This window comes from Bifidobacterium sp. LH_230 (assembly GCF_056357555.1).
Map to the genome: position 1 here is coordinate 13,568 of NZ_JBKEWJ010000023.1, position 23,499 is coordinate 37,066.

The following is a 23,499-nucleotide window of genomic DNA, read 5'->3' on the forward strand; positions in this document are numbered from 1 at the left end:
GACGGTTTGCCGCGCATCGTTCGCGGTCGCGGTTGCCGCGTTGTATCCTGGTGAGTCATGGAGGCAGCGGAACAGTCGAGAATCATCAATGTCGTTGGCGCGGCGATCGTGCGCGACGGGACGGTGCTGTGCGCGCAGCGAGGTCCGGGCAAGTCGCTTGCCGGGTACTGGGAGTTTCCGGGCGGCAAGATCGAGCCGCATGAGACCGCACGGCAGGCGTTGCATCGCGAGATCGAAGAGGAGCTGTTGTGCGAAGTCGATGTGGCCGACGAAGTGTGCACCAGCGAATACGCGTATGACTTCGGCACGGTGCGGTTGACGACGTTCATCTGCCATCTCATTTCCGGCATGCCTCGACTCACCGAACATACGGATATCCGATGGTTGGAACCGGTTGAGATGCCGGGATTGGATTGGGCGCCGGTCGATAGGGAAGCGGTTGGCATTATCGCGAAGAAACGGCAGTTGCTGGTGCGCTAAATGGTTGGTCGGAGTTGATGTGTTGGGTGTGCCACCCCCTCAGTCAGCGTTGCTGACAGCTCCCCCTTCAGGGGGAGCAGAGCATTAAGCCTTCACACCAGATCGAAGCAATACTGGTCCCGTAACTCATCGAAGAGCCAACGGATGCAGCGCAAGATTTCATAGTCAGGAGCGGAACATCATGGCAGACACAGTCCAGAACGTCCCAAACATGAACCGGCAATCCCGCCTTCCGCTCGCACAACAGACACCGTACGATGACGCGACGTATTCGGTCCTCGAAAGCGCCATCGCCGGCTTCATCGAACCGCGCGAGAACGCCGCCGACGACTACAAGCCAACGCTGATCTCCAATCGTCCCGGCGGCCTGACCATGCACGACCAGATCAGCGATGCGCTCGCGAACAGCGAATCCTTCGACATCTCCGTCGCGTTCGTCTCGACCGGCGCGGTACTGAGCCTGTTCGAGGATTTCCGCAGTCATCATGCCAATGCCGCAGCCGGTTCCATACCCGGCACCGGCAACGCGTTCGCCGATTCCACGCGGCCGACCAGCCGTCTGATCACCTCCACCAAAAACCATTTCAACGACCCGCAAGCCTTCTGGGAACTGCTGCACCTGCAACGAACCGCCGGCGTGGACGTACGCGTATGGGAAGGCGCCGACGACGGTTCCGCCGCGATATCGCAAGGCCAGGGACAGCCGTTCCATCCGAAAGGCTATGTGTTCGCCCGCCGCATGCACAACGGCACCCCGTATTACGAACTGTTCGTCGGCAGTTCGAACCTCACCGGAGCCGCGCTGAACACGCAGCGCGAGTGGAATCTGAAGGTGTCGTCCCTAGCCGACGGCGAGCTGGTCCGGCAGATCCGCGAGGAGATCGACTCGCAGGTGGCCGATTCGGTGCCGCTCACCGAGGAGTGGATCGAACGGTACGAGGAGGATTTCAAGAAATACGCGCCTCCGCGTCGCGATATCCTCGCATCCCTCGAAAGCCGCGACATCCAGCCGAACGCCATGCAGCGGGAGGCTCTGGCGAACCTGAAGAAACTGCGCGATCAGGGCGAGCATCGCGCGATCATCGTATCCGCCACCGGCACTGGCAAAACGTACCTGTCCGCGTTCGACGTGCGCGCATGCCGGCCGAAACGCATGCTGTACATCGCCCAGCAGCAGATGATTCTCAAGGCGGCGATGGAGTCCTATCAGAAGGTGCTCGGCTGCGACGAGTCGGAACTGGGACTGTATTCGGGAACCAGCAAACAACAGGATCGCAGGTACGTGTTCGCCACCGTGCAGACCATGCGGCAGCCGGAAGTGCTGGCGCAGTTCGCGTCCGACGAATTCGATTACGTGCTGATCGACGAGGTGCATCACGCCGGTGCCGAAGGCTACCAGCGCGTCATCGACCATTTCAAAGACGCCGATTTCATGCTCGGTATGACCGCCACCCCGGAACGCACCGACGGCATCAACATCTTCGAACTGTTCGGTCACAACATCGCCTACGAAATCCGCCTGCAGAAGGCGCTGGATGAGGACATGCTCTGCCCGTTCCACTACTACGGTGTCGCGGAATACCTCGGCTCCGACGATGGCCCAAACCAGAGCGCGCATCGTCTTGACATCGCGCACGGTCTCGATACGGAACAGTCCGCGCAGCTCAAATACGAGATCGGCCAACTCGCCACCGAACAACGCGTGCGCTACATCATCGACAAACTGCAGGAATACGGCCAGTTCAACCTGCCCGTCACCGGACTGGTGTTCTGCAGCCGGCAGGACGAGGCGCACGAACTGTCGCGCCTGTTCAATCAGCAGTGGAACCAGCAGGCGGAACGCCGCTATCGTACCGCGGCCGTGACCAGTACAGATGCCGACGGCAAGCCGGTATCGCAGGAGCAGCGCGACGAGTACGTGCGGCGACTGACGGACGGCGAACTCGACTATCTGTTCACCGTCGACCTGTTCAACGAAGGCGTCGATATTCCCGCGGTCAACCAGATCGTGATGCTGCGCAGCACCGAATCAAGCATCGTCTTCACCCAGCAGCTGGGTCGCGGACTGCGCAAGTTCCCGCACAAGGACAGCGTCGTCGTCATCGATTTCATCGGCAACTACGCCAACAATTACCTGATTCCCGTGGCCCTGTACGGCAACACCGGCGATCGCGACCGTGCGCGACGCAACCTGCAACGCAAGTCGATCGGCCTGTCGTCGATCAGCTTCGACCCGATCGCCAAGGAGCGTGTGCTGAAGTCGCTGGACACCGCGGACTGGTCCGAGATGAAGAAACTATCCGAACAGTACCGTCAGGTGCGTTACGAACTCGGACGCATCCCGATGCTCATGGACATCTACGAGTACGATCCTTCGCTGCCGTACACGCTGGCCGCGAAACGCAACAATTATCTCGATTTCGTGCGTTCGCGCGAGAACAGCCTCGGCGGCGGTAAACGCAAGGAACGGTCGTTCGCGGATCAGTTGGAGCCGGTGAGCGACGTCGAGGACGCGATACTCAAGATGGCGACGGAACTGCTGCTGCCGGGGATTCGACCGCATGAGCTGGTGATTCTTGATCGGCTGTGCCGGTTTGCGGACGAACGGCTGGGCGATGCTACTGCGGCGGCCGGCGCTGGGTGGGAGCGGCCGTCCGTATCGTTGAGCCGCAGCTCGCTGATCGCTGCCGTCCGAACCGAGTTCCCGCAGGCCGATCTGTCCGATGATCAATTCGACTCCGCGGTCAGCGTGCTCGATTATTCGTACTTCACCAAGCCGAACCACAAACGGTTCGGCGAGCAGCCGCTGATCGAGACGATCGGTGCGAGCTCGGGAGACAGCGGGCCGTCATATCGTCTCAGTGACGGATTTGCCTCGCTGCTCGCGGCGAACCGCACGTTCCGCATCTTCTTTGCGGACACGTTGCGCACGGGGCTTGCCAACTGCCGTGACCTGTTCCGCGAAGCGCAGGCGAACCAGCGCACCTTCGATCGCGCGTTCCTGTACGAACGCAAGTATTCGATGGCGGACGTCATGCGCCTGTGCGGATGGAAGAAGGAGAACACGCCGCAGAACGTGGGCGGATATCTGCTGGACAAGGACACCAACACGATGCCCATTTTCGTGAAGTACGCGGCCAGCCAGTACGAGGACGAATTCCTGAACGCGCAGGAGATGAGGTACTTCAGCAAGAACGGGCGCACGCCGCAGTCGCCGGAATTCCAGTGGGTGCGTGACCGGCTCGGTGCGGCTGCCGGCGCGGATGATTGGCAGCGCACGCATTTCGTGCCGCTGTTCGTCATGCGCAAGGCGGAGGAGGCCGACGGCAAGTACTACTACGTCGGACACGTCGCGGCGTTCGATCATCCGACGCTCACCACCAAGCCAAACGCCGCCGGCGACGGCGCGGTCAAGGTGACTCTGTCCACGCTGCGTCTGGCCAAGCCGCTCGATCCGGAACTCTACCGCCACCTGACCAGCTGAAATCGTTTTCTGTTCGTGATTGGTTATACGGTACCGTTTGATCGCTTTGACGAGGAGCCCGTGAGTCTTCCTCGCCAAAGCGATCCAAACTTCGTGGCGTCACCTTTCGTTCATCAGTCGAAGTCGGCCACGTAGGCTGCGTCGTCCTCGTCGTATAGTCCCATCTCCGTGACTGCGCGACGCATCGAAGTCAGCAATTGTTCCATCTTCTCGGGTTCCAAGGCCCGTGATGCCTGCGAAGCAACAGCCAAATATCCGGACTGCGGTAGAACTACCTGTTCGGCGGTCATGAATGGTTTGTGCACGGCGGTCGCCCCTCCGAAGCGTAAAAGCCGCCTCTCAAACATATCGGGAGGCGGCTTTTACGAACTGGGCAACGTCCAGCTTTATCACGAGAAAAAGCTTACCGTAAATCTGCTTTCTGGGGCAACTTGTCTGTGACTTGTTACCGGGGTTGTTTATGGATAATCCCTCGTGCCGTGCCGCAATCGTGGATGACCTGCACCGGCTACTTGCGCCATCGATGCATTTTCGCGTCGTGGGTGCGCGGGTTTGGGTCTGTAGACAGTACTGGCGGTTTGCCGGGCGCAGGGTGTCTTGCGTTCGGCAAACCGCCAGTGCGGGGACGGCTCGGGCGTCAGCGCTCGATGCCGTATTCGGCGTACATGTAGGCGTCGTACTGGTCGTCGCTGTGATGCGCGTTGCCGTGATGCATGTTCTGGTGATTGTTCTGTGCTTGCATGATCATTCCTTTGCTCAACCTCTATCCATGTCACGATACGGTTTACCGCATTCGTGTTTCCGAATGATGTGTGGCAGGCCAATCGCAGATGAACTCATCCCGGCGCAAAGTTGAACACCGGGCCGCCCGGGCCGTCTCGTCAGTGTGCGTTGCGCACCCCCGTATCGCGTGGTATAGTAACCCCTGCTATGAAGCAATAATTCAAGGTTTCTTTCCACGCGATTGAGGGCCTCGGGGCCGTTCCCCGGGAGTAGTGCGCCCTCATGCAGGAAAGGAAACCATATGAATACATCGGCGCTCGCCGAACGAATCCAGTCCATCCGCACCACCGACGTCACCGATACGGGTGCCGGTCTCATCGTCCGCGACTCGCGTACGCCGTATCTCAAACTCTACATTCACCCGGCCGGCGTGTTCCGGTCGCGCTGGGAGTACCCGCAGCCGAATCGTCGCGGCCGCATCCCAGGACTCACCGACGCCGATCTTGCGACGGTCGCCGAGATTCCGCGGCGCACGATCGATCTCGGCATGTTCCGACTGCCGGATGATCTGGACGCGGCGACGGAGATGATCCGGCATCACCTTGACCGGCAGGCGTTCCAGATCGCGCCGCACCGGCTGCATCATCCGGTGCCGCGGCGGAAGGCGATGGATGCCTACCGCGACCTGATCGACGATCTGCTGGACAGGCGGCAGGCGGATCGCGAGCGGCAGATCCGTGAGCAGAAGGAGACGAAGGACCGGGTCGAGCATCGGTTCGGGGCGGAGGAGTCGGACCGCGAGCCGAGCGAGGCTGAGCTGGAACGGGCCGCGCGGGTTGCTCGGGCTGCGCGGGACCGGGATGTGCGGATCGCGCGCAACCGGGCCGCGCTCGCGAACGCGCTGGCGACCGCGGGTGGACCGAGTCTGATCGCCGCGTTCGTGATCGATGAGCTGGACGGTTTCACGTCGGGCAAGCCGATGTTTCACGTGGAACAGCGCGTGGATTACGACAGCCACGACCGTTCGCTGATCAAGGAGGCGGCGGTGCGGCTGGCGGCGGCGCGGGTCGCGTTGACGGCCGAGGAGCGCGGGCGGCTCGAGCTGATGCTGGATGAGCTGCTCGATCTCGTCAACCGCGTGCCGGACCGCGTGCTGGCCGCCAAGCACATGTCGCGGCGGGCCTATGCGCCGGCCCTCGCGCTGATCGCGTGGTGGCTGAAGCGGGCGGAGTGATGGTATCGCGCGGTTGCGCGATGCTGTTATCCGCGGCGGTAGCCGCAAGTACCCCAACCCGCCCGGCCTGCGCCGGGCACCCTCCCCTAAGAGGGGAGGGAATTGGCTGAACTGCTGAAGGCATGCGGCGTACACGACGCTCTCCCCTGAGAGGGGAGGGAGATGACGGGATGGCTAATTGACATACGGCGACGCGTCGGCCAAGAGGTGATTCACTCGGCCCATGCGGTGAGGCGGTCGGCGTCGGGGCGGCGGAGGAACTGGAAACGCAGTTCCTCGGGGCCGGTGGTGACGAACAGCGGCATCAGCAGCGTTTCGACGCCGCGCGGTTCGCGCCACAGCGCCGACTTGCGGACGACCGACTGCACGCGTGATCGGCGGGTGACCAGCGTGAGCCGCGTCAGGCCGATCGCGCTGGTCACCACGATGCGATGGGGGAGCGGGACGATGCAGCGTCCACTGTCATCGTCCCTTGCGACGTCAACGCTGCGGACGGCTGCTTCATGACATGCATCGGCCCTGCCGTTCGCATCGCCGACATTTCCACTGCTATCGTCGGGCGGTGACGTGACCGATCCGATGCGACGCCGTTCTCCTGCGCCATCAATGTTGCGGACGGTCGCTTCACGCAATGCGCCACTCTCGTCGTCCATGCCGGAGGTGTTGCCGTTGCCATCGTCGGCCGGTGTCGTCATCGATCCGATGCGCCGTCGGCCGTTCGCATCGTCCATTGCGCCCGACTCATCCAGCAACGCGTAACCGTCGACCCGCGACCGCAGCCATCGGCTGACCGTCCACCGCGCGAACAGCAGCACCGCCGCGGCCAACGCCAGCCATGCCCACCATCGTCCGGTCCAATTCATCGCCGATATCGCCGCGCCTACCGCAACGGTCGCAATCAGGCCAGCCGTAATCGGCAACGTCACGTAATACCGGGTCAATCCGCGGCCCGTGCGCCGTATTGGCAGATCGGCCGCGTCGCGCACGTCCCATTCCGGCAGCATCTCGCGCAGGATCGCGGCCACGCGGCGGGTGCTCACCACCGGCAGGATGTTCGCCGAATCGCTGTTTTCCTTCTCGTCACCACTGCCGGCGGCCGCGGAACTCAGGCCGAGCGTGACCGAACACAGTCCGAACGGTCGGCGCAACAGTGACTGCCGGACGGCGATCGTCTGGATGCGGCTGACCGGCAGCGTGACGGTGCGGCGCGTGAACAGGCCGCGCACGACGACCAGATCGTCGCCGCGACGCCACACCTCGAACCCGTAGAACCGCAGCAGGGCGGACGCGATGCTGACGATCATGAGCGCGATCACGCACGCCAGTATCAGCAGGATGATCGAGAGGACGCCCTGCGCAACGATCGCATCGACCGACTGCGTGGCCGTGCGCATCCACGCGCGTGGGATGAGATCGCTGACCCGGTCGAAGGCCGCGTAGACCGCCAGCGCGGCGGCGAGGAAGCCGAGGTCGGTGACGGCGAACAGCAGGATGTCGCGGATGGAGGCGCGGAAAACCGGGCGGTTGGCGGTTGGCTGCGGGGTTGCGATTGATGATGTCGGTGCGGGGGTTGCGGCTGGGCTGGTTGACTGTGCGATGCGGGGTTGCGGGGGAGAGATCTCTCCGCTCGCTGCGCTCGGTCGAGATGACAAGAGGGGCGCGCTCGGTCGAGATGACAGATTGGTGGTGCTCGGCTGAGATGGCGAGAGAGGGGAGTTAGGTCGGGATGACAGAGGGAGATCGTTCGGCCGAGGCGACACGAGGGATTCATCTGGCTGGAGTGACGGAGGAGGTGTGCTCGGCCGGGATACCTGGCCGGTGGCGTCCGCCGGGAACGGTCGGAGATCGTCGGTGTCGCAGTCCGCAGCATCCGCGCTGATCGGACGCGTGGCCGCGGAATCGACATCGCGCGCGGCGCAGCTGGTTGCGCGAAGTTCCTCCAACTCGAGTTGCAGTGCGACCGGTACCGCGTCGAGCGTGATATCGGCGTCCGATCCGGCGGCCGTGATCGTCAGCCGCGCCACGCCGAACGGTTGAAAATACACCGGCGACGCGCTGTTGATCGCATGAATCGCACCATATCCGATCGTGCGGCGTTTGCGCGAGAACAGTCCCGTGCGGAACTCCAGCGAGTCCACGCCGAGCCGGTAGCGCGTGGTCAGCCATTCGGCGACCGGCGGCACAACGGTGAGCGCCAGAACGAGCGCGGCGGCGCCGACGAGCATCCATGTGGACCATCCGTCGCGAATGATGCGGTAGCCGACGACAGCAAGCAGGATGCCGATCGTCGATCTGAACGATCGGATGACGCCGACGATCAGCGCGGCCGGATGCAGCATCCGCCAGCCGTCGGCGCGGTGATGGTCCTTGTGATCGTGCGCATCGCGGCGGTCGGGATCATGACGCTGATTGTGCACGTCGTTCTGTTGAGCGGCTCGCGGTGCGTCGTCCTGTGTCGTCCCATCGTCCAGCGGTTGCAGCTGTGCGGCGTTCGTCTCGCCCATCACAGGTCCTCCTTCGCAGCGGCGACGCGTTCGGTGATGAGCGCTGTCACGCGTTCCGCCTCGGCCGAATCCAGCGAGGCGATTTCGTGTTCGTCGGCGGCCGTGTGAATCACGATCGTCGTCAGATCGAACTTGCGCAGCAACGGTCCCTGCTTCGTATCCACGTGCTGCACCCGGTTGTACGGCACCGTGACGGTCGAACGGAACAGCCATCCCGTGCGAATGCGCAGGAACCGGTCGCCGATCATGAACCGGTGAAACGCGTACTTGTACCGCGTCTGCAACGGCTGCGACGCGAAATCGAGCACATTGACCGCGGCGAGCAGGGCGATGATGATCGGCTGCCAACGCCACCAGTCGTTCATCCAACAGATCACGGCCGCGGCGGCGCATACCGCGAGCCAGAAGACGAACTGTAGGGCCTCGCTTGCCAGCCACATACTGCGGATGCGTTCCGGATACGGCTGCCATCCGGCGTGTTGGTGGATTGTTGCGCTGGCCGAACTGGTCGGGCTAAGTGGATTGATCGGATTATCGGCCGGCTCTGTCGCGACGGTCGACTCGGCTGAACTGAATGATTCGGTTGGGCCGTCCGGTCCGGCATAAGACGTATCGGTCTGTGGATCGTTCATTGATATCCCCCTCGTCGGTGTACGTATCACTGTATGCGATGCCACGCGACGAGAGCGCGGGTGGTACACGCGTGTTGACCGGTGACGGCGCTGGCTGGACGAATCGGCCAGAATGGGGTTGAGTGGACACGACGAAGGGAGTGCGACGATGGATAATGAGCCAAATCCGTTCATGCCGCGGCGGGATGCGGACAATGGGAATCCGTATGTGACGTATGCGCAGCGCATGGCCGGTGCGGATGGGGCCGGCAACGGGGATGTTCCGTCCGAAGGTGGGCATGTTGGTGCACAACCGCCGCTGTGGGCACCGTGGTACGGCATCGGTTTCGGCTCCGCGATCGTCCGTTTCTTCCGTAAGACGTTCGTGTTCCACGGTCGCGCATCGCGCGGCGAATACTGGTGGACCTGGCTGTTCTGCATCATCGTCGCCGCGGCGACCGGCATCGCGGCATACGGCATAGGATCGGCGATCGGCTTGAACGGTGACGGCGACACGTTCTCCGACACACCGCTTTATGATTTCACCAGCAACGCCGTAACGGTCGCACAGGTCATCCTGTTCCTGCCGAACCTGTCGCTGTCGGTCCGGCGACTGCACGACGAGAACCTGCGCGGCTGGTGGGTGGTGCTGCCGACGGTGCTGTCGGTCGGCGCATTCGTGGCCGCGCTCGCCGTCGCGATCATCAGCTCGCTGGCCGGCGGCGATTCGGCCGCGGACGGCATGCAGGTCATCGTCGTAACGGTGCTCACGCTCATCGTGATGTCGCTGCTGTCGTTGCTCGTATCGGTCGTGCTGATGATCATGCCAAGTGATCCGCGCGGCGCACGGTTCGATCGGGTGCCGGCGGCGCAATCGTCGAATCGGCCGACGTTGCAGTCATCGGTTCGGCCGATGCCCCCGTCGTCGCAGTCATCGACGCAACCCTCCCAGCCGGCGCAATCGTCATCGCCGTCATCCCGACAGTCGCAACCGAAAGCGTGACCGCCATGTCACCATCGATCTCATCCTCTCCATCCGCTTTTCGAAACGTGCTCGCCGGCGTCCGCACATGGTGGCGCGAACCGCACTTTCTTGAGAAGAACTCCATCGTCGGCTGCGTGATCATCGTGCTGGACATGGTCGTTAGACCGCCGCAATCACCGGCGCAGATGATCGTCGCGATGGCCTGTCTGGCGTTCGCTGCGGTGATCCCGTTCATACCGCGCGTGCCGCGGGTGATCGCGCTGGTCGTCTGCGTCGCGGTGCTGCCGTTCCTCACGTTGCCGAACCTGCTGGAGGCCGGCGACATCGTGCTGTTCGCCGTGCTGCTCGCGTTGGGATACCTGCTGCCAAGGTGGGGCGCGATCGCGGTGACGGTCGGGTATGCGTTGGGGGATGCGGCCGGATTCGTGCTGCTGCACACCGGGTCGATCGGCGGCAGTGTGATTCGCGGGGCGATCAGCGGCATCGGGGAGATAGAGGCGGCGTCCGGTCCGGATGACGGTTCTATCGCTGCGGCCGTGATGGGATCATGGACGGATTTCTCCGGAGTGCTGCCGCAGTACTCGATGATCGTGTTCGTGTTCACGGTCGTGCTGAACCTGATGGTCGTCGGGTTCCTGGTCATGTTCGGTTCGGCGTTCCGGCGCACGGCCGAGGCGAACGAGCGGGCGGCGCGCAGCGAACGACTGCTTGGGCGGGTCACGCGCGAACAGGAGTTGGCGCACATGATCCACGACTCGGTGGCCAACGACATGTCCACGATCGCGATGCTTGCGTGGCGGGCGAAAACCGTTGGGGCGAATGATGTGGGCGAGGGCGATGTGGGCGAGATGCTGGACGCGATCTACGAGCGGGCGCATCATGCGCTCGACCGGGTGCACGAGGTGATCGACGTGCTCAACGGCAAGCGGGAACTCGGGGAAGCTGGCATGGCTGGGACGGCGCGGCCGGACGGCGGCGGCGAGGACGAGCCGTTCGGCGCGCAGTTGGAAAAATACGTGGGGGATCAAGATCGCATGATGGCGATGCTGGGGCTGCGCGGGGTGACGAGGCTGAACATCGCCGCCGATGTCGCGGTGCCGGATGCCGTGCGGCGTGCGGCGATGGGACTGATCGAGGAGATCTATGCGAACATCGTACGGCACGGCGCGGTGATGGGGGATGAGCGCGTCGAAGCGGCGTATACCTTGTTCGTCGCTGTTGACAAGCTGCGTATTCGCATCAACGAGGTCAATGCGCTTGCCGACGATGCGGCGACTTTGGCGCATGGGCATGGACGCGGCGACGGCATCGGCGCGCACCGTGCCGAGATCGAGGCGCTTGGCGGGACATTGCACGCCGGGGCGCAGGACGGCGCATGGACGGTCGGCGCCGAAATACCGCTCGCTTATGCGGTTTGACGATTGAGAGGTTGATAATCGCTGGGGCCAAGGTCAGTTTGACGATCGAGAGGCAACCCGTATCAAAGGCCACCCAGATCTATACCCCCGAACTGTATGGGTGAAGGCTTTGGGACGAATGATTCGCTCTCGCAAAGCCTCTCGATCGTCAAACTGATCTCTGCAGAGTCCCGATTTGGCCTCTTGATCGTCAAACTAGTACTTTGTCGGACTTAATGTGATGGGTTTGACGCTCCCTCAGTCGGCTTCGCCGACAGCGTCCTGCAATTGCGGACGGCCTGCGGCCGCGCCTTGCCGGCTCGCTGTCGCTCGCACCTCGCCTACAAACGCCGCCGGCGTTTGCTTCACGGCTCGGCCCTCAGCCGAGGGAGCCAAGAATAAAAGCATCAATTCTAGGTCCGACAAAGTACTAGGCGCATTGGCAGTGGCTTTCTGCGAACTGTGAGGCAGTTTGCCGGTCTGGCGGAGGTCTTTCTCCAAACTGTGAGGCAGGTGGTCTGGTAGCTTGGCATGCGCATGCCTTGTTGAATCGTGACAGCGCGGTGGGTTGGCTGCAGGGGCTGCCTCAAGGTTTGGAGAAAGACCTCCGCACGGGAGGGAAACTGCCTCTCAGTTTTGAGAAAGCCATAGCGCTATGGCGTGGGCGAGGGAGTGGGCGCCGAGCTTGTCGACGGCGCGATGAGCGTGCGTGCGCACGGTCGACGCGGCGACGCCCCAGCGGGAGGCGATCTCGTCGTAGCTCAGCCCTTGGGCGAGCAGATGCAGTGTTTCCGCTTCCTTGGTGCCGAGCTTCGGCTTGTCCGCATCGCGTGCGGTCCGGTCACCTTCTTCTATGAGCAGGCGATGCGCCTCAACCGGAGTAAGGAATAGCTTCCGTTGACGGGGAATGGCCGGATTCTGCGCTGGCGCATTAGTGTCAGACCGGTCGTCAGTCACCTCCATAGACTTCAGCCCGGCAGGGATGAACACACCGCCATCGGCCACCGCCCGCAACGCCTGCACCAATTGAGGAATGTCAGCCTTCGACACGATGCCCTGCGCCCCGGCCGCCGCCACACGATCGGCATAGGTATCCACCGCGAACGCGGTGATCGCCAGCAGTGCGACCGTATCGGTGCGCTGGCGAATCCGGCGGCACACGCTCACGCCGGTCGCCTCGCCAAGCGACATGTCCACTAGCAGTACGTCCGGTCGGGTAGCGGGAGCCAGCGCCTTGCGCACCGCATCCTCGGCGGTCTCCACGCCCCACAACCATCGTGATTCGGGCAGCAGCTGCGGCATGATCCCCTTCAACGCCAGCAATGCCATACGGTCGTTGTCGACGGCGGCCACCGTCAGCGGCTTCCCCTCCGTGTTCGTCATGATGCCTCATTGTAACCGGCATCGCGCCGGCCGTTCCTTGTCAACACCTGTGGGCACGGTCACGAATCGTTCAGCAAACGTGGTTAGCCTAGGGGCCATGAGCAATACCGAACCTCACCCGCAGGACGACCTGCCATCAAACACGCACTCTGAAGCGCCATCGCAGGTGCCGACGGAACAAGCCTCATCTTCCACGACGCCAACGTCCGAGCATCCGGATGCTGACACGCAATCACAACCCGGCCCGCAGCCGGTCCCGACCACGGCGTCTGCCGAACAACCAGCCGATATTTCGCAGAGTCAACCTGCGCCGCAGCAGTCGTCCTCGCCGCAGCCGGTCCAATCCGCGCCGCAACAGCCACTTCAGCCGCAATCCGGCCAGTACTATCCGCCGCAACCGCTGCCGCAGGGTACGTATCCGCAGTATCAGGCGGGCGCGTATCAGCAAGTCCCGCAATCTGAGCCGTACCCACCGCAGGGCCAGCAGTACCAGTCGGGACAACAAGCCGGGCAGTACCCGCCGCAATGTCAACCGTCATATCAAACTTCACAGCCGGCACCGTACCCGGCACAGCATCCGCAATCCCCGCAGCCGGGTGCATATCAGCCGTACCCACCCCAATACCAGCAGCCGCAATACCCGCCGTATCCATACGCCCCGTACCCTTACGCGCCATACTCGCAGGCCACCCCCGAACAGATCCGCCGCCGCACCCTGCGCAAAGCCGTCGGCCGCCCGGCCGGCCTCGTCCTCGCCTATCAGGCGGTCTTCTCCGGCGCGAGCATCATCGCCGGACTGATCATGGGCGTGATCGCCACGATCGAACGCGTCGCCGGATCGCGCCTTGCGAACACGCCGTCCGCCGAGAACTTCCGGCAGATCGAACAGGACCTCGCACAGACCAGCGTGCAGTGGGTCGGCGTGCTGAGCCTGATCTCGGTCGCGGTCGGCTTCCTGTTCATGCTGCTCATGCGCCACCGCACGATCCTCACGCGCGCGTTCTGGCTCGGCGACCCGGCCGCCGTCGCCGGCACAACCAACCCGAACGAACCCCGCGCGCACATGCGCCCCGCATGGTTTGCCGCGTTCGTCGCCCTCATCATCGGCATCCAAGGCGTGCTGCAACTCATCCAGATCGCGTTCGCCGCGCTCGGCATCACGCTCGCCTCGCCCACATCCGACAGCATCGACGAGTCGGCCGTCACCATCAGCATGTGGCTGTACATCGGCCTGATCGGGCCGATCGTGGAGGAGACGGTGTTCCGCGGCGTGCTCATGCGCGAGCTGCAGCCGCTCGGCCGGAACTTCGCGATCGTCACGTCGTCGCTCATGTTCGCGCTGTTCCACGACGACGTGGTGCAGGGCGTGTTCGCGTTCTGCTGCGGCCTCGTGTTCGCGTTCGTCGCGATGGAGTATTCGCTGATCTGGTCGATCGCGCTGCACATCTTCAACAACGCGATCCTAGGCGGCGTGCTGTCCGAGTTCGCGGCGAGCTTCGGCGACACGGGCAACATGGTGTACGGCGTGGCGCTGCTGGTCGTCGGCATCGGCGGACTGATCTACGTGCTCGTGAAATACGGGTGGGGACTGCGCGAATACCGGCGCGTGAACCGGTCCGCGCCCGACACGTACTGGGGCTGGATGTCTGGCTGGTTCTTGACGTTCGTGATCCTCAACGGGCTGTTTGCGCTCGTCTCGTTCGCGGTGGCGATGGCGTAGGCGCGTTGTGACGCGGAGCGTGACCGGGTGCGGATCGTCTCGTCGTCGGGGAGTTTGGGAACGTTGCAAAATCAACCTTTTGCAAGTATCCCGACGGTCGGACGCCGCTCCACGTCACGCTCCGCGTCACGATAGGGGCGCGATATGCGGCAGTCGGGTGCCGGCGGTCGCGTCGGTGCGTTCGATTGATCGTGTTCGTAGTGCGCCGCGTGTACGTTGCGGCCGTGTTTTACAGTGGAAGTTGACTGTTTTGATATCCCTGCCGATTGCGACCGTTGGAGAGAACCATGACTGATTTCGAGCCGTTCTATGACGTCAATCTGAGCTACGACGACAACTATGCGAAAGGTCCGTTCGGCGCGTTCGCCGCTGCGCTGGCCGATGATGCTGGCGCGACCGGTGCCGATGATGCAGCGGCTCAGTCCGGTGCGGCGACCGTCGACTTCCTCGGCCATCAGGTGAACCTGCCGTTCGGCATCCCGGCCGGCCCGCTGCTCAACTCGCGCTTCACCACGGCCGCGTTCCGCATGGGCTTCGACCTTGCCACCTACAAGACCGTGCGCTCGCGCGCGTGGGGATGCAACCCGTTCCCGAACGTGCTCGCCGTGCACCCCAAGGCCGCCGACGGCTCGCTCACCCCGGGCAGCGCCGAACTCGACGAGGGCGTGCTCGCCGACACCCGTTACGAGCAGCCGATCTCCATCTCCAACTCGTTCGGCGTGCCCTCGCGCGACCCGGACGAATGGCAGCCCGACATGCGCCGCGCCATCGAGGCGGCCGGCCCGGGCCAGCTGCTCATCCCGAGCTTCCAGGGCTCGCGCGTGGAAGGCATGACCACCGACGACTACATCGCCGACCACGTTGCCACCGCGCGGCTCGTCGCCGAAACCGGCGCCGACCTCATGGTCATGAACACGAGCTGCCCGAACGAGGGCCACAACCGACTGCTGTGCCACGATCCGGCGCTGGTCGGGCGCATCACCGAGGCCGTGAAGAACGAGATCGGCGACCGTGCGCTCGCGATCAAGCTTGCGTACATCCCGCCGACCGAGGTGACCGGCGGCTGGGGTCCGGAGCGTCGCATCGTCGATGATGCTGCGCTCGAGTTCATGGTGCGCGAGACGGCCGCGCGCGGCTCGGTGCAGGCGTTCTCCGCGATCAACACGATTTCCGCGCGACTGGTCGATGCCGCCGGGCAGCAGGCGCTGCCGGGAGCTGGTCGCGACCGCAGCGGCGTGTGCGGCCGTGCGATCCGCCACGCCGGTCTCGACATGGTGGCGCGTCTAGCCGCGATCCGCGAAAAGCTCGGACTGGATTACACAATCATCGGCCTCGGCGGTGTGGTTGCACCTGAGGATTACGCCGCGTACCGCGCGGCCGGCGCCGATGCGGTGATGAGTGCCACCGGTGCGATGTGGGGCGCCGACCTCGCCCGCAAGATCAAGGCTTCCCGCTGAGTGGTTCTATCCCGAATGTCACGCGAACTAGCCCACATCACGTGAACTAACCCCTTAGCGTGTTATTCGGGATAGAACCGGTCCATTGCTATCCAAAACATCACGCAAACAGGCCTCTTGGCGTGATGTTCTGGATAGCAATGGGCGGGTAATAGCGGAAATATCACGCCACGGGGTTTCTGACGTGATATTTCCGCTAGCAGAGGGGTGCTGGTATCCCGAACATCACGCGAACAAACTTCTGGCGTGGCGTTTGGGATAGTAAGGGCCCGATCGTAGCGGGAATATCACGCCAGAAGATAGGAACCCCGTACTGTGGTTTGCGCGCAGAAGCGCATGATTGAGGTCATTGTCTGCGCGTAGGCCGATGCGCAATCAGGTGCTTCGCATCGGTCTACGCATAGACAGGACGATATCACTCACCGAAAGGGATCAAGATGATCGCTTCGCATCGGCCTGTGCACAGACAAGACAGTCGAACTACTCCTGCACCACGGTGAACACGGTTTGGGTGCCGTCCGGGGCGGTGATGACGGCCTTGTCGGACGGGGTCAGGCCGGTGGGCAGCGTCGCGTAGAAGTCGATCGTGCCCGAACCGTTGAACGAGAACGCCGCACGCCACTGTTCTGGCGTGATCTCGGGCAGCGGACGATGCGCGATCATGCGCAATCCCTCGCGATCCAGCGAGAATCCGCTGTCCGGCCGCGCCCACAGCGACCACGGAATCTGTGCTCCGTCCGCGATCCGCGCGCGGCCATCATCGGAACCGTCATCCGCAGCACCGGTGCTATCGGCAGAACCAACGATCCGTCCGCCGGTCGTCCGATCGCCGTCCGCAAGCCGCGTCCAGATCACCTGATCGGCGTACACGTTCGCGTACGGCGCATCATCCGTTGCGGTTTCCGTATCATCAGTCGATCCACATGCTGATACGTTGCTGTGACCGGCCATGTCGGCAGCCGGCAGTCGGTCTTCGTTCCTGATCGTCGCGATGCGGTCAGACATTCCGTACGTAACCGGTACGGTGGTAGTACCAGCCACGCCGTACGCCCAAATCGTATACACGCCCGGCTCGTCCAGCAGACCGTCGACCGTGAACACGCCGTTGCCGCAAGCCCGCGCATCGTAGCGCACCGCAGCCGCACCGTCGTGCGCAACCTGCAGCCATACGCGGTCGAGATTCGAGTACACGCGCACCGTGCTCGGCCCCTCCTCGCGCGCCACGTACCGCCGCGACGCGATGTACACGAACGGGTCGAGCCGGTTCCAGTTCGCCTTGTGCAGGTAGAACGCGTCTTTCTTCACGTGTCGGTCCCATGTCACGAGACCCTTGTTGTTGATCTCGAACCGTCCCGCCTCGCTCGGCCGGTGATCCACGCCGAAATCGAACATGTTCCACAGCGATGTCGACCACAGCCAGTCGTGCGCGTTGATGTACGCCAGCGCCTCCTCATGCTGCAGCGACTGGTATTCCTCGGGCTGCCAGTAACTGTTCGGCCGCGTCTTGTGCGCGTTCGGATGCAACTCGTGCTGGTCGACGCTCGCGCCCGTGCCGTACTCCGACAGGCCGAGCGGGCGGCTCTCGATCGAACGCTTCTGCTCGATGAGCGCGCCGAAGCCGGGCTGCGAATACCAGCCGGGGTACATGTTCCACGAGATGATGTCGCTCGCCCAATTGCCGCGCGAGCTGGCCGTCTCGTCCTGGTCGGCGGCTTGCGTGGTGTAGCGGGTCTGGTCCTCGGCGTGCGCGAGATCGTCGAGTTCGCGCGACAGTTGCGGCATCGCGATCCACTGGTTCGCGGTGTTGTGATTGCCGACCTCGTTCTGCAAGCCCCAGAAGCAGATCGACGGGCGGTTGCCCTGCTGGCGGATCAGTTCGGTCAGCTGTTCTTTCGTGACGTCGGCGAAGCGCTCGTCCTCGCCGACCCAGTCGATGAACGGGATTTCCGCCCACACGATCACGCCGTTCGCGTCGCACAGGTCGTAGAAGTAGTTCGCGTGCGGATAGTGCGCGAGGCGCAGGTAATTCACGCCCATCTGCATGATGATCGTGAAGTCCTCGAGATGCTGCGCGTCGCCGAGCGCGTTGCCGAGTCCCTCGCGGTCCTGATGGCGCGTGACGCCGCGCAACGGGTGCGAGCGGCCGTTGATGAAGAAGCCGTGGTCCCGGCTCACGTGGAACCAGCGGTAGCCGATGCGCTCGTTGACCGAGTCGAGCGGTGTGCCGGCCGCGTCGGCCGCGGTGGACGGTTCCGCAATGTTGTCATTTCGACTGAGCGCAGCGAGCGGAGCAATCTTTCCGTCGCCACCCGCAAACTCGGACGGCGACTCGCGATCGATCAACTCCATGCGAACGTCGTACTGATACGCGACGTCGTCGTTCGTCGCGCCGCGCGAGTAGTCGATCGGCTGCCACAGGTGCGGATCGGCTACTTCCAGTGTGACCTTGACGTGACGGCGTTCGTGCGGTGCGAGCGTGATGTCGGTGATGTTTTCGGCAACGGGGGCACCGGTGATGTCGGACGTGGGCGCTGCGCTGCCTGGAGCGACGATCGCCGTGCGGATGGCAACGCGGCGCTCGCGGTCGGCGTCGTTGACGATGTCCGCGTGGACTTCGGTCAGGCCGAGATGATCGGGCCGTTCGATCGAATCGCTGCGGCCGGCGTTCGGTGTGACGACGTGCAGTCCGGATGCGCCGCGGTCGTCGAGCGCGAGATGCACGTCGGCGGTCTGCACGAGCCGCGCGGGGCGGTAGATGCCGCCGTAGAAGTTGAAGTCGGCGAACAGCGGGGCGACGCGCAGGTCGCGGCGGTTGTCGACGCGCACGGCGATCACGACGTCTGTGTCGGCCCGGTTGCCAGCGGTGGCGTGTGTGCCGTGCGCAGTCGGATCGTCGGTAGGCGCGGCGTCGCTGACGGCGTCGAGCAGCGCGTCGGTCAGATCGAACCGGAACATCGCGTAGCCGCCGAGATGCGCCGGATCGCCGGTGTCGCGGGCGGTGTCCTGCGGGTCGGAACCGAGCGGGGAGAGCGCGCGACCGTTCACATACAGCGACGTGATCGAGTTCACGCCGTCGAACTCGAGATACGTGCGCCGGCCGGGGGAGATGGTGATGGTGTTCTTCTCCTTGCCGTTCTGGTCGGTTGCAGCGCTTGCCTTGCCATTTAGGCCGGTCGCATCATTCACTGTGTCATTTCGACCAAGCGAAGCGCGCGGAGAAATCTTTTCGCCGGCAGCATCATCACGAACCACCCGCAGATGCGCGCGATACCAGCCGACCGTGCGGTTCATGTTGCCGCGCACGCCGTCGTTCGTGTCGAGCGCGTTCCACGTGTGCGGCAGGGTGACCGGCTCCCATTCGGCATCATCGAAATCCGCCGCGGCGGCGACGGATGGTTCGAGGATGCCTTCATCCCCGTGTCCACAAATGAACCGCCATCCAAGATCGGCGAGATCGATGACTGTGCGTTCCGGGCCGTGGTTGAGCGCCGCAGTTCCTGCGGCGTCGCGGACGTGATAATGACTGACTTCGGTCTGTGAAAGTGGAATGATGCGTGCTATGCGCTCGGCGTACGTCATTGGAACCCCTTCGTCGTTTTGCTCGACCATACGATGTGTATCGATATACATCCGTTGCCATTGTATGCGCGATAGCGAAAAAGGGCGGGGATCGCGTCGTATTTTGCAGTTGTAGGGCATGAGTGGCATTGAACGGGACTCCGGGCCGGAGATGGGCAAAATCGCGTTGGCTTGGATTGCTTGAAATTCCGGGGATTGTGGGTACTTGTCCAAACTTTGCTCAGGCCCTGCTACTTCAGGATCGTTCGCGGAAGGCCCTACAACTGCAGGATATGCCGTATCCGGAACGGAGAAGGGGAATCCCCGATGGGGATTCCCCTGTTCTGATGGATCGAGTGCAACCGCTATGTGGTCCGCCCCCATTTCGTGACGCGGAGCGTGACCGGGAGCGAATCGGGCGTCACACCTGTGTTCCTGAATCATTGGAAAACAAAGGGTTTTACAAGATCGGTGATTTGCCGACCCGCTCCCGGTCACGCTCCGCGTCACGATATGGTTTGCGCCATATACGTACATGCCGGAATCAGAAGAGCCGGGTTTTCATGTGATGAACGGACAATGAAAAAGGGGATTCTCCCATGCATGGAAGAATCCCCTCAGCGTCATCGGCGATTCGTCAAACGGTGATTCACCGATTCATGGCTCACTTCTGCGAAGCGGCGAGGCGCTCGCGCGCTTCCTTGATTTCCTTCTCCGCGACATCAGCACCGGTCCAATAGTCGCCCGGCTTGACTTCCTTGCCCGGCTCGAGGGCCTTGTACTGCTCGAAGAAGTGCTTGATCTCGGCGAGGTGGTACTCGTTGACGTCCTTGACGTCCTTGACGCCGTCGTAACGGACGTCGGCCGGCACGCACAGCACCTTGTCGTCGCCGCCCTCTTCGTCCTCCATGTGGTACAGGCCGACGGCGCGGCATTCGACGACGCAACCCGGGAACACGGAGTTGGTCACCATCACGAGCGCGTCCAGCGGATCGCCGTCCTCGCCCAGCGTGCCCTCGATGTAGCCGTAGTCATCCGGGTAGCCCATCGCGGTGAACAGCTCACGGTCGAGGAAGACGCGGCCGGTCTCCTGGTCCACTTCGTACTTGTTCTTGGAACCGCGCGGGATCTCGACCACGACGTTGAAGGTTTCTGCCATGTCATTTCTCCTTGAAATCGACAGTAATTGACATGCACCACAATACCGCGTACCCGTCCCGTGCGGAATCGGCGTGCGGGACCGTCGGACGACTACTGCAGGTCGACCGCCACGCAATCGGCCGGCGCGTACCCGTGAGCCGGGCACCAGTCGCTCGCCGAATCAGCCGAATCGAATTTCTCTCCGGACAGGATCACGTAGTAATCGCTGCTGGAACTGGCCTTCGTATACGTCGGCCAGTTGCCCGACCAGACCATCAGCGCGTTCGAATTCTTGACCTTCTGCTCGATGAACTGCTGAACGATGTCGACGTAATCCCAGGTCTTGCCGTCGGCTTTCATCCCGTACTTCTTGCTGGACAGCTGCGTGGTGTACGTGGTCAGGAACTGCTTCGCGTCGGATTCGTCGTGCTGAACCTGCCAGGTGAGCGCCTCGTGCGCGTAATGGTTCGCTTCGTCACGGTCGATCGGCAATCCGGCGATCGTGCTGCCGCCGACACCGGCCGCCTGCGTGTCGGACGGCTCGACATCCTCGGTGACGTCCAACGTCACATCGGACGCGGTGAACTCGCTGAAGGGGCGCCAGAACTGTCCGGATGCGAACATCAGCGTGCGTGTTTCGCTGCCGTTGCTCAGATCCAGCGGATTGTCGCTGAAGTCGAACACGGCGGACGCGATGACGGAACCGTCGTCGTCGCGGGCGGTGATCTGCACGTCGTCCTCGTCGAATTCGTCTTCGATCCCGTTGCCCTCGTCGGTGCAGGAGGACGTGAACTTGACGGACACGCCCAGTGAGGTGCCGCCGTCGACGTCCATGACCGTCATCTTGGGAAGATCGGTGCAGACGGTGGGTTCTTTCTTGGTTTCCGTGGACGATTCGCTCTTGCCGGAGTCGTCCGTGCCGCTTGACGAGGTGTCGGATGGAGAGCTGGACTGGACGTTTTGCGCCGACTTTCCGCCGTCGCGCAGCAGGAACCACCAGGCGCCGAACGCGGCCGCCGCGATGAGCACGACCGCGACGATTGCGGCGATGATGATGGTCGTCGTGTTGAACGGCCGCTTGGATGCGGCAGATGCGGGAACGGGGCCGGGCGCGGACGTCGGTCCGGGCGCGGAAGTCGAAGTGGCGGGGGCTGGTGCGGACGCGACGGGGACGGCCGGCGTGGGAGCGGGGACGGCCGATGTCTGCTGGCCATATGTTGTCGGTCGTTCAGCGGCTGGCGCGGCAGGCGACTTCGTGACAGGAGCCGGCGAGCCGACTTCGGAACCGGCGCTCGTGGGTACCGTCTGCGTTGTCTGCGCGCTTGGCCCAACGAGCGCCGTGCCGCAGTGGGTGCAGAATTTCGTGCCGGGCGTGAGCGAGGCGTGGCAGTTCGGGCATGTGGCTTGTCCCGCGGATTGCTGCGACGCCGGCGCCGCAGCTGCGGCCTCGACACGTGCGCCACAGTGGGTGCAGAATTTCATGCCCGGTTGCAGTTCTGCCTGGCAATGTGCGCATTTCATGATTGCTTCTCTTCCATGAATTCTCTGAAAAACTGGATGCTGTACATGAATTACATGAATGATGGGAGCCGGTCGTTGCGACGGACTCCCATCATTGCTCTGTATCTCGCCCGCCACGACTCGTATGAATATCTGTCTACTTGTCGTCCATCGACGATGGTCGTGGCGCGTGTATCTGGTTCGCAGACGGTCTGCTGAAATCTTGCTGAAGCCGAAGTCTTACTGACGGCCCCAACGGTCGATGGCCTGCGGGTCGCCGCTCTTGAGATCGATGAGCAGGGCGCCGAGTTCGCCGAGCATGCGGTCGACATCCGGACCCGGGTCGCTGGCCAGCGCGTAGACGGAACCGTTGCCGACCATCGATTCAGGTGCGGAGCCGAGCTCGAAGCGACCGCCCGGGTCGCCGACGCGCACGGTCAGGTAGTAGCTGCGCTTGATACCGGAGATGACCAGCACGATTCCCAGCAGAATGAGCAGCAGCGACCACGGCAGGAATGTCGCGAGCGTCACCAGTCCGGCTATCACGGCGATCACGCCGATGATGATGCGGAAGATCTTGAGATTCATGCCGTAGAAGCTGTCGAATCCGTCCACCTGATCGATCGGGATGTCGCGCACGATGCGGCTGGACGAGCTTTTGCCGTGGAAGATGAGGCGCTTGTTGGTCAGCGTCAGGAATCCGTTGACGCGCGGGTGCTTGATCGCGGAGCACTGGTAGTGACGGACGACGAACTCGTTGGCGGACAGGACCGGCATGCCATCGTTCGGATCGCCGGGTGCCGCGGTCGTCGTTCCCGCGAAGTTGTTAACGGCGCTGTTGACGGCGCTGAATGCCGACTCGGCTCCCTTGCGTGCCGTGTTGGCGGCGTCGTCGAGGGAGAATTGTGCCGGCTGCTGCTGGGTGGGTTGCGTCGGCTGAGCTGATTGTGCCGTCGGTTGGGTTGGCTGTGCCGTCGGTTGGGTCGTGCCGAATGAGCTGCCGGCCGGTGCGTTGCCGACTGCGGCATGGCAGTTCGGGCACGAGGTCGCACCCTCCGGGATCGCAGTACCACATTGTCCACAGAATGATGCCATGATGAGGACCTTCTTTCTGATCTCTACTATCGGTCCCCACAATATGCGTTCTATGTGTCCAATAACGGCATGATGGTCACAGCATGATCGTGAGTGAGTCAATGCTATGGGACGTGGACTCGGTTACGGCCTTGTGACGGTGACGGAAGCCGGGAAAAAAGACGGGATACTAGTCGGCTAGCCGACTAGTATCCCGTCAGGTTTAATGTGATGGGTTTGACGCTCCCT

Annotated in this window: 14 protein-coding genes; 7 read left to right on the plus strand and 7 right to left on the minus strand. The window is 63.1% G+C overall.

Features of this window, described 5'->3' with window-relative positions; genetic code table 11:
- Window positions 1–57 precede the first annotated feature (57 nt).
- From AC1A0G_RS10215 to AC1A0G_RS10225, 3 genes are all read left to right on the plus strand, one after another.
- The gene (locus tag AC1A0G_RS10215; RefSeq protein ID WP_476529461.1) at window positions 58–480 is read left to right on the plus strand and encodes a (deoxy)nucleoside triphosphate pyrophosphohydrolase; all 423 of its coding nucleotides are present in this window, start codon (window positions 58–60) and stop codon (window positions 478–480) included.
- A 211-nt stretch (window positions 481–691) separates the two neighbouring features.
- On the plus strand, window positions 692–3,964 hold the full coding sequence (locus AC1A0G_RS10220) for a DUF3427 domain-containing protein (RefSeq protein ID WP_476529501.1): 3,273 nt from the start codon (window positions 692–694) through the stop codon (window positions 3,962–3,964).
- A 1,024-nt stretch (window positions 3,965–4,988) separates the two neighbouring features.
- Entirely contained in the window at window positions 4,989–5,921 is a 933-nt protein-coding gene (locus tag AC1A0G_RS10225; protein WP_476529463.1) for a hypothetical protein, read from the plus strand.
- A 212-nt stretch (window positions 5,922–6,133) separates the two neighbouring features.
- On the opposite strand, the gene AC1A0G_RS10230 is transcribed toward AC1A0G_RS10225, so the two are convergent.
- Together AC1A0G_RS10230 and AC1A0G_RS10235 are read right to left on the minus strand one after the other, a co-directional pair.
- Window positions 6,134–8,425, minus strand: coding sequence for a PH domain-containing protein (locus AC1A0G_RS10230; RefSeq protein WP_476529464.1), 2,292 nt, complete (start codon window positions 8,423–8,425; stop codon window positions 6,134–6,136).
- A complete protein-coding gene (locus AC1A0G_RS10235) occupies window positions 8,425–9,057 on the minus strand; it encodes a PH domain-containing protein (RefSeq protein WP_476529466.1) in 633 nt (210 codons plus the stop codon). Before AC1A0G_RS10235 ends, AC1A0G_RS10230 begins: the two co-directional genes overlap by 1 nt.
- A 148-nt stretch (window positions 9,058–9,205) precedes the next feature.
- Between AC1A0G_RS10235 and AC1A0G_RS10240 the strand changes: the two genes are divergently transcribed.
- Entirely contained in the window at window positions 9,206–10,039 is an 834-nt protein-coding gene (locus AC1A0G_RS10240) for a DUF805 domain-containing protein (protein ID WP_476529468.1), read from the plus strand.
- Window positions 10,040–10,044: 5 nt separating this feature from the next.
- Window positions 10,045–11,439 (plus strand): histidine kinase, encoded by a 1,395-nt coding sequence (locus tag AC1A0G_RS10245; RefSeq protein ID WP_476529470.1) that lies wholly within the window; start codon window positions 10,045–10,047, stop codon window positions 11,437–11,439.
- A gap of 609 nt (window positions 11,440–12,048) precedes the next feature.
- On the opposite strand, the gene AC1A0G_RS10250 is transcribed toward AC1A0G_RS10245, so the two are convergent.
- The gene (locus AC1A0G_RS10250) at window positions 12,049–12,801 is read right to left on the minus strand and encodes a response regulator (protein ID WP_476529472.1); all 753 of its coding nucleotides are present in this window, start codon (window positions 12,799–12,801) and stop codon (window positions 12,049–12,051) included.
- Between the two features lie 97 nt (window positions 12,802–12,898).
- On the opposite strand from AC1A0G_RS10250, the gene AC1A0G_RS10255 reads away from it, so the two are divergent.
- Window positions 12,899–14,521 (plus strand): lysostaphin resistance A-like protein, encoded by a 1,623-nt coding sequence (locus tag AC1A0G_RS10255; protein WP_476529474.1) that lies wholly within the window; start codon window positions 12,899–12,901, stop codon window positions 14,519–14,521.
- A gap of 287 nt (window positions 14,522–14,808) precedes the next feature.
- The gene (locus AC1A0G_RS10260) at window positions 14,809–15,978 is read left to right on the plus strand and encodes a beta/alpha barrel domain-containing protein (protein WP_476529476.1); all 1,170 of its coding nucleotides are present in this window, start codon (window positions 14,809–14,811) and stop codon (window positions 15,976–15,978) included.
- Between the two features lie 480 nt (window positions 15,979–16,458).
- On the opposite strand, the gene AC1A0G_RS10265 is transcribed toward AC1A0G_RS10260, so the two are convergent.
- The 4 genes from AC1A0G_RS10265 to AC1A0G_RS10280 all read right to left on the minus strand — a co-directional run bounded on the left by AC1A0G_RS10265 (window position 16,459) and on the right by AC1A0G_RS10280 (window position 23,271).
- Window positions 16,459–19,557: a glycoside hydrolase family 2 protein gene (locus AC1A0G_RS10265; protein WP_476529478.1), complete on the minus strand. Its 3,099-nt coding sequence runs from the start codon at window positions 19,555–19,557 to the stop codon at window positions 16,459–16,461.
- A 643-nt stretch (window positions 19,558–20,200) separates the two neighbouring features.
- The gene (locus tag AC1A0G_RS10270) at window positions 20,201–20,695 is read right to left on the minus strand and encodes an inorganic diphosphatase (RefSeq protein WP_476529480.1); all 495 of its coding nucleotides are present in this window, start codon (window positions 20,693–20,695) and stop codon (window positions 20,201–20,203) included.
- Between the two features lie 92 nt (window positions 20,696–20,787).
- The gene (locus AC1A0G_RS10275) at window positions 20,788–22,197 is read right to left on the minus strand and encodes a zinc ribbon domain-containing protein (RefSeq protein ID WP_476529482.1); all 1,410 of its coding nucleotides are present in this window, start codon (window positions 22,195–22,197) and stop codon (window positions 20,788–20,790) included.
- A 219-nt stretch (window positions 22,198–22,416) separates the two neighbouring features.
- Window positions 22,417–23,271 (minus strand): zinc-ribbon domain-containing protein, encoded by an 855-nt coding sequence (locus AC1A0G_RS10280; RefSeq protein WP_476529484.1) that lies wholly within the window; start codon window positions 23,269–23,271, stop codon window positions 22,417–22,419.
- Window positions 23,272–23,499 lie beyond the last annotated feature (228 nt).